The organism is Pseudoalteromonas sp. SR45-5 (assembly GCF_014163565.1).
Taxonomy (GTDB): Bacteria; Pseudomonadota; Gammaproteobacteria; order Enterobacterales; family Alteromonadaceae; genus Pseudoalteromonas; species Pseudoalteromonas distincta.
The window spans coordinates 1-8,887 of sequence record NZ_JACJDN010000097.1 but is presented as its reverse complement, the minus strand read 5'-3'; the positions used below and the strand labels follow the sequence as shown (position 1 = coordinate 8,887).

The window sequence follows — 8,887 nt, the reverse complement described above, 5'->3', positions numbered from 1 at the left end:
TATAGACACTCATAAAGAACCAGCACATATTGATACAATATATTCACTTTATTAAATGAATATTACATATAATCTAGTTTGTTAATTATATTCTTCAAGTAAATGCGGTGGATGAGAGCGAAAAAAGACGATAATTCGAAAAATTAATGAAAAAGGATTATTTCTACCGAGTGTGAGTAGGTTTTACTTTAGCTAAGCAAACGTTTATAAAATTTGTTTGCTTAACTAAAATAAATGTTTAGCTACGCTTAACTTCACCTGTGATTAGTAAGGGACTCTTACAACTCCTTCCATTAATACACGTGCACTTCGGCTCATACTTGCTTTGGTAACTAGCCAGTTGCCAGCATTATTTTTAGCCTCAGCACCTACTTTTAGCGTGCCCGACGGATGACCAAAGTTAACTTCACTCAATGCGCCGCCACCAGCGGCTATATTAACAAGTGTGCCTTCAATTGCTGCGGCAGTGCCAATAGCTACAGCGGCTGTGCCCATCATGGCATGATGCAGTTTACCCATCGACATTGCGCGCACGAGTAAGTTAATGTTGGCAGCCTCAATAAATTTACCGCTAGATGCAGTGTAATCTAAAGGCGCTGCAACAAACGCAACCTTTGGTGTATGTTGGCGAGCTTGCGCTTCATTAATATCAGTGATTAAGCCCATTTTAACGGCGCCATAAGCGCGAATGGTTTCAAGCTTTTCAAGCGCTGCAACATCGTTATTTATATCGTCTTGCAGCTCTGTGCCGGTATAACCAATATCAGCGGCGTTAATAAATACAGTAGGAATACCTGCATTTATCATCGTGGCTTTTAAAGTACCAACACCTGGTACTTCTAAGTCATCAACTACGTTACCTGTTGGGAATAACGCGCCATCGCCATCAGCCGGGTCTATAAATTCAAGTTTTACTTCAGCTGCAGCAAATGTAACGCCATCGAGCTCAAAATCACCGGTTTCTTGTACTTCGTCATTGGTCATAGGGACATGCACTAATATGCTTTTTTTAATATTAGCCTGCCACACACGCACAATAGCAACACCGTTATTGGGTACTCTGCTTTTATCGACCAAACCATTACTAATAGCAAAAGCCCCCACTGCTGACGTTAAATTACCGCAGTTACCGCTCCAATCTACAAAAGGTTTATCTATAGCCACTTGACCAAACAAGTAATCAACATCGTGATCAGCTTGCTCACTTTTACTTAGGATTACGGTTTTACTGGTGCTTGATGTAGCGCCGCCCATTCCATCCGTTTGTTTGGTATACGGATCGGGGCTGCCAATAACACGCAGTAATAAATTGTCGCGCGCCTCGCCTGCTACTTGAGCAGGCTTTGGCAAATCAGTTAAATTAAAAAACACACCTTTACTGGTGCCGCCACGCATATAGGTTGCAGGCACTTTAATTTGCGGTTTAAACATAGTGTTTGCCCTTATGCAGATTGCGTTGCTTCTAAAAAGTCTTGAGCAAAGCGTTGTAACACACCACCAGCCGCGTAAATAGAAAGCTCTTCTTGGGTATCTATACGACATTTCATAGGCACAGTAAGTACTTCACCGTCTTTGCGGGTAATGCTTAAATTAACGGTAGCACCTGGTTTTAAATCGCCCGTTACATCGTACGTTTCACTGCCATCCAGCTTTAGGGTTTTACGCGTTGTGCCTGCTTTAAACTCAAGCGGTAAAACCCCCATACCAATTAAGTTAGTACGGTGAATACGCTCAAAGCCCTCAGCTGCGATTACTTCAACGCCTGCAAGCCTTACGCCTTTTGCAGCCCAATCGCGCGACGAACCTTGACCGTAATCGGCACCGGCTACGATAATAAGCGGCTGTTTACGCTCCATGTAGGCTTCGATTGCTTCCCACATACGGGTATTAGTGCCTTGTGGCTCTAGGCGAGCGTAAGAACCTTGTTTAACGTCGCCGTTTTCGTCCAGTACCATTTCATTAAGTAGTTTTGGGTTTGCAAATGTTGCGCGCTGCGCTGTTAAATGATCGCCCCGGTGCGTTGCATACGAGTTGTAGTCTTCCTCTGGCACGTTCATTTTGGTCAGGTATTCGCCAGCAGCACTACTTGCCATAATTGCGTTTGATGGCGATAAATGATCCGTTGTAATGTTATCGCCAAGTACTGCAAGCGCGCGCATACCGGTCATAGTGCGCTCACCCGCAAGTGCACCTTCCCAATAAGGAGGGCGACGAATGTAGGTGCTTTCTGGGCGCCAGTCGTAAAGTGGATCGTTATCTTCACCGTAATCTACGGTTAAATTAAACATAGGCTCGTATACTTTTCTAAATTGCTCTGGCTTAACACTGTGCTTAATTACTGCGTCAATTTCTTCATCTGATGGCCATAAATCTTTAAGCGTAATGTCGTTGCCTTGTTGATCTTGCCCAAGTACCCCTTTTTCAATATCAAAGCGAATAGTACCTGCAATGGCGTACGCAACAACTAAAGGAGGTGACGCTAAAAATGCTTGCTTAGCATAAGGATGAATGCGCCCATCAAAGTTACGATTACCTGAAAGTACAGCCGTTGCGTATAAATCACGTTCAATTACTTCTTTTTGAATCACAGGGTCAAGCGCTCCGCTCATACCGTTACATGTTGTACACGCAAAACCAACAATGCCAAAGCCAAGTTGCTCAAGCTCTGTTAGTAGGTTTGCATCTTCAAGGTATGATTGCACTGCTTTTGAGCCTGGTGCTAATGAAGTTTTAACCCAAGGTTTGCGCATTAAACCCTTAGCATTTGCGTTACGGGCAAGGAGTGCTGCAGCAATTACATTGCGTGGATTACTAGTATTAGTACAACTAGTAATAGCGGCAATAATACATGCGCCGTCTGGCATTAAGCCTTCTTCATTTTCAACAACGCCCGAAATACCTTCTTTAGCTAAATCGCTTGTCGATACACGGCGGTGCGGATTAGATGGACCTGCAATATTGCGCCCCACGCTTGATAAATCAAACTTAAGTACACGTTCGTATTTTGCGGTTTTTAAGCTATCGCTCCAAAGGCCTGCTGTTTTTGCGTAATTTTCTACAAGGGCAATTTGTTCTTCTTCACGCCCTGTTAAACGCAAATAATCTATTGTTTTATCATCGATATAAAACATGGCGGCAGTTGCGCCAAATTCAGGCGTCATGTTTGAAATGGTTGCTCTGTCGCCAAGTGTAAGCGCGTCGGCACCTTCACCGTAAAACTCTAAATAAGTAGATACAACACGTTGTTCGCGTAAAAATTCAGTAATGGCCAACACAATATCGGTTGCGGTAATACCCGGTTGGCGCTTACCTGTTAGCTCAACACCAACAATATCAGGCAAGCGAATATATGAAGCACGGCCAAGCATAACGCTTTCAGCTTCAAGCCCGCCTACACCCACAGCAATAACACCCAGCGCATCAACATGAGGCGTGTGGCTGTCGGTACCAACTAGTGTATCTGGAAATGCAATGCCATCTCGGTTTTGAATAACCGGCGACATTTTTTCAAGGTTAATTTGATGCATAATGCCGTTACCCGGTGGAATAACGTCAATATTTTTAAACGCAGTTTTTGTCCAGTTTATAAAGTGAAAACGGTCATCATTTCGTCTGTCTTCAATGGCGCGGTTTTTTTCAAATGCGTCAGGATCAAAACCGGCATGCTCTACCGCGAGTGAATGATCCACTATTAACTGCGTGGGTACCACAGGATTCACTTTTGCCGGATCGCCGCCTTTGGCTGCAATTGCATCACGCAAACCTGCTAAATCAACAAGTGCTGTTTGGCCTAAAATATCGTGGCAGACCACACGCGCCGGATACCACGGAAAATCTAAATCTTGCTTGCGCTCAATTAGCTGGTTAAGTGCATCGGTTAACATGGCGGGGTCACATCGGCGTACTAGGTTTTCAGCAAATACACGCGATGTATAAGGTAGCGTGGCGTATGCACCTGGCTTAATTGCATCTACGGCTTCTTGGGTATCGTAATAGTCGACATTTGAGCCTGGTAAGGGTTTACGGTATTGGGTGTTATTAATTATGGTCATGGTAAGGGTTCGCTAATTTGGTGACGGTGTTTGCTCACAGCTAGCGTGTTTAATAAAAAGTTTGAAAAAAACTACTCGCTAGTGGCTATGTGCAATAAAAAAGTGAGCACATGCGTGCTCACTCATTTTTTTAACGTGACTCTATTGGTGTGTAACTGCGTGCGTCAGGCCCTGTGTAATCGGCACTTGGGCGAATAATACGGTTGTTAGCGCGCTGCTCTTTTACATGTGCTGTCCAACCAGTAACACGGCTCATTACAAATATTGGCGTAAATAATTTAGTTGGAATATCCATAAAATGATAAGCAGACGCATGGAAAAAATCAGCATTACAAAACAGTTTTTTCTCGCGCCACATAATCTCTTCACAACGAACAGACACAGGGTAAAGCACGGTATCGCCCACCTCTGCCGCTAGTTTTTCAGACCACTTTTTAATAATTACATTACGCGGATCAGACTCGCGATAAATAGCATGACCAAAGCCCATTATTTTGTCTTTACGTTCAAGCATGCCCATAATTTCTTTCTCAGCATGTTCAGCGCTTGTAAAACCTTGAATCATATCCATTGCCGCTTCGTTAGCACCACCATGTAATGGACCACGCAGCGTACCAATCGCACCAGTTACACAAGAGTGAATATCAGATAAAGTTGAAGCACATACACGGCCTGTAAAGGTAGAGGCGTTAAACTCGTGCTCTGCGTATAAAATTAGTGATACATTCATTACCTGTGCAAATAAATCACTAGGTGCTTTGTCATGTAACAGCGTTAAAAAATGTGCGCCAACAGAGTCGTCATCAGTTTGTGTTTCAATGCGTACGCCATCATTTGTAAAGCGGTACCAGTAACAAATAATACTTGGGAACACAGCAACCATACGGTCGATTGCATCATTGGCTTGGCTAAAATCAAGCTCCATTTCAAGGTTACCTAACATTGAGCAGCCCGTGCGCATTACATCCATTGGATGCGCGTTTTTAGGAATATTTTCAAGCACGGTTTTAAGTGCATCTGGTAAGCCGCGTAAGCTTTTTAGTTTTGCTTTATATTCTGCCAATTCGCTTGTGGTTGGTAACTCACCACGTGAAAGTAAAAAAGACACTTCTTCAAACTGCGCTTTTTCGGCAAGTTCGCTAATATCGTAACCACAATACGTTAAACCAGAACCACTTTGTCCAACAGTACACAATGCTGTTTGACCAGCCACTTGTCCGCGTAAACCCGCGCCGCCTAATGCTTTATCTACCATGATCTTCTCCTATCTTAAATTTGTGTGTGATTTTATTTTTTAATAATTATTATTTGTCAGATTTTGATGAAAAAAGGTTATCGAGTGTGTTCTCGTACGTGTGGTAATCTAAAAAGTCGTAAAGCTCAGAGCGCGTTTGCATATTTTCAATTTGGCTTTGTTGCGAGCCTTCATTTAAAATTGCTGAATACACGTTTAATGCTGCTTTGTTCATGGCTCTAAATGCACTGAGTGGGTAAAGCACCATTTCAACACCTACATCGCTTAACTGCTCTTTTGTGTAAATAGGTGTTTGGCCAAACTCAGTAATGTTTGCCAAAATTGGAACGTTAATCGCTTTTGCAAATGCTTGGTAATCAGCAAGGTCGTGTACGGCTTCTGCAAAAATAGCGTCAGCACCCGCTTCAACACAGGCTGCTGCACGGTCTATCGCGGCGTTTAAACCTTCTTTTTGAAATGCATCGGTACGCGCCATAATATAAAAATCGCTATCGGTTTTTGCATCAACCGCCGCTTTAATGCGGTCAACCATTTCACCTTGGCTTACAATTTCTTTATTAGGGCGATGACCACAGCGTTTTTGCGCTACTTGGTCTTCTATATGAAAACCCGCCGCACCCGCTTTAGTCATTTCTTTTACTGTGCGTGCAATATTAAATGCCCCACCCCAACCGGTATCAGCATCAACAAGTAATGGTAAGTCGCTAGCACCTGTAATACGACGAATATCTTCAAGCACGTTATCAAGGCTTGTCATACCTAAATCAGGCATACCAAACGAAGCGTTTGCAACACCGGCACCTGAGAGGTAAATAGCTTGGTGACCCATTTTTTCAGCCATCATCGCTGTGTAGGCGTTAATAGTACCTACCACTTGTAACGGGCGGTTATTGGCAATAGCGTGTTTAAACTTTAATCCTGCTGACATTACTTTATCCTCACTTTGAACGGTTGCTACGTGGAGTAACTTATAGTTTTAATCTGTAATTGTGACTGTTTAACTGCTCTTGCTAACTTTTAGCTTTTAACTTTTAACAGCTTCTGTTTTTTGCGACTAATATCAATCTGTATGCGTATGAGGTCTATTTAACGATAAGAAAATCGTTCTGTAACTAGGCAATAATTTTTATGTTTAGTGGTTCTAAATAAAAAATTTTTAACGACGTTACGGAGCGATTTAATCCGTTAAATTGTTCGAATACTCATATTGATTGGTATACATCAAATTTGGTTTGAATATTTGCTTGCGATGCACTGATATGGCGCTTCATGAGCATTTCGGCCAGTTCACCGTCGTGGTTTTCAATGGCGTTAATAATCGCTAAATGCTCATCAAACGCTTTTGATACACGCGGCCCCACCATGCCCATTTGTACACGATACATGCGTATTAATTGATAAAGCTCATTACACAATAAATGAATTAAATGCGCGTTTTTACTGCCTTGAATAATACGATAATGAAAATCTAAATCGCCGGCTTCTTGGTAATAAGATTCACCCTCTTTAACACGTTGTGTTTGTAGGTGCTGATTAAGTAATTGCTTTAAGCCTTTTACTTCTTCGGGTTCCATATTGTCGGCAGCAAGCCTACATGCTAAGCCTTCAAGTGAGCTGCGAACTTGGTACACTTCAATCAAGCGCTCAGCGGTAAGAGCAACTACTCGGCAACCTACGTTAGCTTTACGCTCAACAAGGTAGCAACTTTCTAGGCGATTTAACGCCTCTCTAAGCGTTGCACGGCTTACACCATAACGTTTGGCAAGCTCAGGCTCTGATATTTTACTGCCTTGAACTATGCTTCCTTCAACAATCTCACGGCGCATATCTACAAATACTTGATCTGATGCGGTAGTTATAGGCGCTTCGTTTATAAATGTGTGTGTCATAAGTTATTTTTAAGATTGTCGACAATTAATGTGGTTACTATGGGCTTATTAAAAAATCATGTCAACCCTTAAACCTATCAAAACGGCTAAAAAACACACTCATTGTCGACACTATTAATCTAAAGTCGTATAAAATACGCTTTAAAATGGACTAAAACAATGAAGTGTCGACAGGGCAATAAATCAGATGTTACGTCTTTAAGCGCTGAAAATGCATTATATAAATGCTATTATCACGCTTTATTTTTATAGTATGAGCTAACGCGTGAACGCCAACACTTTTATTCCTGAGCACTTTATTGATGACGTAAAAACCTATTTACCAGCGCATCTAAACTTAGATGACTTTTTAAATGCGTGTCGCAGGCCCCTCAGAAAATCTATCCGCGTTAATACATTAAAAATTAGCATTGAAGAATTTGTAGAACGTGCAACTGAAAAAAATTGGCTGCTAACCCCAATCCCTTGGTGCAGTGAAGGCTTTTGGTTAGAACGCCCAAGCAATGAAGAACAAAACCTAGCCCTAGGTAATACCGACTTACACCTAAGCGGTGCTATGTACGTACAAGAAGCAAGTTCAATGCTACCCCCTATGGCATTAAAGCAAAGTATTGAACTCGCAGACTCTCAAAATAATTTCGTGCTTGATATGGCATCAGCACCGGGCTCTAAAACATCGCAGCTTGCAGCACTTATGAATAACCAAGGCGTGCTTGTTGCAAACGAGCTTTCGTCATCGCGCCTAAAAGTACTAAGCGCTACATTAAAACGCATGGGAGTAGGTAACTGTGCGCTCTCGCATTTTGACGGTGTTATATTTGGTAACTACATGTTTGAATGCTTTGATAGCATATTGCTAGACGCGCCATGCTCTGGCGAAGGCACAGTACGTAAAGACGCCGACGCACTTAAAAATTGGTCCATAGAATCAAACATACAAATAGCCCAAGTACAAAAAGACTTAATTAAAAGCGCTTTTTATGCATTAAAGCCAGGTGGCACATTAGTGTATTCAACCTGCACACTTACCCCGCTCGAAAACCAACAAGTGTGCGATTATTTACTCAGTGAGTTTGGTGACTATATTGCGCCTGAGTCCCTAAGTGATTTATTTGAAGGTGCAAGTAAAGCAACAACAAGTGAAGGCTATTTGCATGTATGGCCGCAAACATTCGATAGCGAAGGCTTTTTTATTGCTAAATTTAAAAAGCACACAAGTTGCAACAACCCAAATCAAACAGTTAAAAAAGGTGCATTCCCGTTTAACGAGTTTGATAAAAAACAAAGTGCCGCGTTTATGCAATCGCTTAAAAAGCACTTTGGGTTAACTAACCTACCTGGCAGCTTAATGCAGCGCGATAAAGAGTTGTGGTTATTTCCACAAGGATTTGAAGCTGTGCAAAATAAAATTAAGTACGCACGCTTAGGTATTCAAATTGGCATTATTCATAAAAATGGCGTAAGGCTAACGCACGAATTTGCAACCGTATTTGGCAATGAGTGTAAAACCAATGTATTTGCTTTAAATAACGAGCAAGCAAATGATTATTTTCAAGGCAAAGATATACGCCTAACTGAAGTAACTCAAACAATAGGTGAAGTGGTATTAACGCTATGTGGTTGCCCTATTGGGCTGGGAAAGTGGCAAAAAAATAAGATCAAAAATTCACTACCACGCGATCTAGTGCAAA

6 protein-coding genes are annotated in these 8,887 nt (G+C 42.0%); 1 reads left to right on the top strand and 5 read right to left on the bottom strand.

Annotation, left to right across the window (positions count from 1 at the left end; genetic code table 11):
* Nucleotides 1–264 precede the first annotated feature (264 nt).
* The 5 genes from prpF to H5072_RS05780 all read right to left on the bottom strand — a co-directional run bounded on the left by prpF (nucleotide 265) and on the right by H5072_RS05780 (nucleotide 7,196).
* Nucleotides 265–1,431 carry a 2-methylaconitate cis-trans isomerase PrpF gene (prpF, locus tag H5072_RS05800; protein ID WP_182692969.1) on the bottom strand — a complete coding sequence of 389 codons (1,167 nt, stop codon included), beginning with the start codon at nucleotides 1,429–1,431 and terminating at the stop codon, nucleotides 265–267.
* Between the two features lie 11 nt (nucleotides 1,432–1,442).
* Nucleotides 1,443–4,052 (bottom strand): Fe/S-dependent 2-methylisocitrate dehydratase AcnD, encoded by a 2,610-nt coding sequence (gene acnD / locus H5072_RS05795; RefSeq protein ID WP_182692968.1) that lies wholly within the window; start codon nucleotides 4,050–4,052, stop codon nucleotides 1,443–1,445.
* A 130-nt stretch (nucleotides 4,053–4,182) separates the two neighbouring features.
* Nucleotides 4,183–5,307, bottom strand: coding sequence for a 2-methylcitrate synthase (prpC, locus tag H5072_RS05790; protein ID WP_182692967.1), 1,125 nt, complete (start codon nucleotides 5,305–5,307; stop codon nucleotides 4,183–4,185).
* 49 nt (nucleotides 5,308–5,356) lie between these two features.
* Nucleotides 5,357–6,235, bottom strand: coding sequence for a methylisocitrate lyase (prpB, locus tag H5072_RS05785; protein ID WP_138488929.1), 879 nt, complete (start codon nucleotides 6,233–6,235; stop codon nucleotides 5,357–5,359).
* Nucleotides 6,236–6,509: 274 nt separating this feature from the next.
* On the bottom strand, nucleotides 6,510–7,196 hold the full coding sequence (locus H5072_RS05780) for a GntR family transcriptional regulator (protein ID WP_182692966.1): 687 nt from the start codon (nucleotides 7,194–7,196) through the stop codon (nucleotides 6,510–6,512).
* A gap of 265 nt (nucleotides 7,197–7,461) precedes the next feature.
* Here H5072_RS05780 and rsmF point away from each other — a divergent pair.
* On the top strand, nucleotides 7,462–8,887 hold a 1,426-nt coding region (gene rsmF, locus H5072_RS05775; RefSeq protein ID WP_182692965.1), incomplete at its 3' end, for a 16S rRNA (cytosine(1407)-C(5))-methyltransferase RsmF.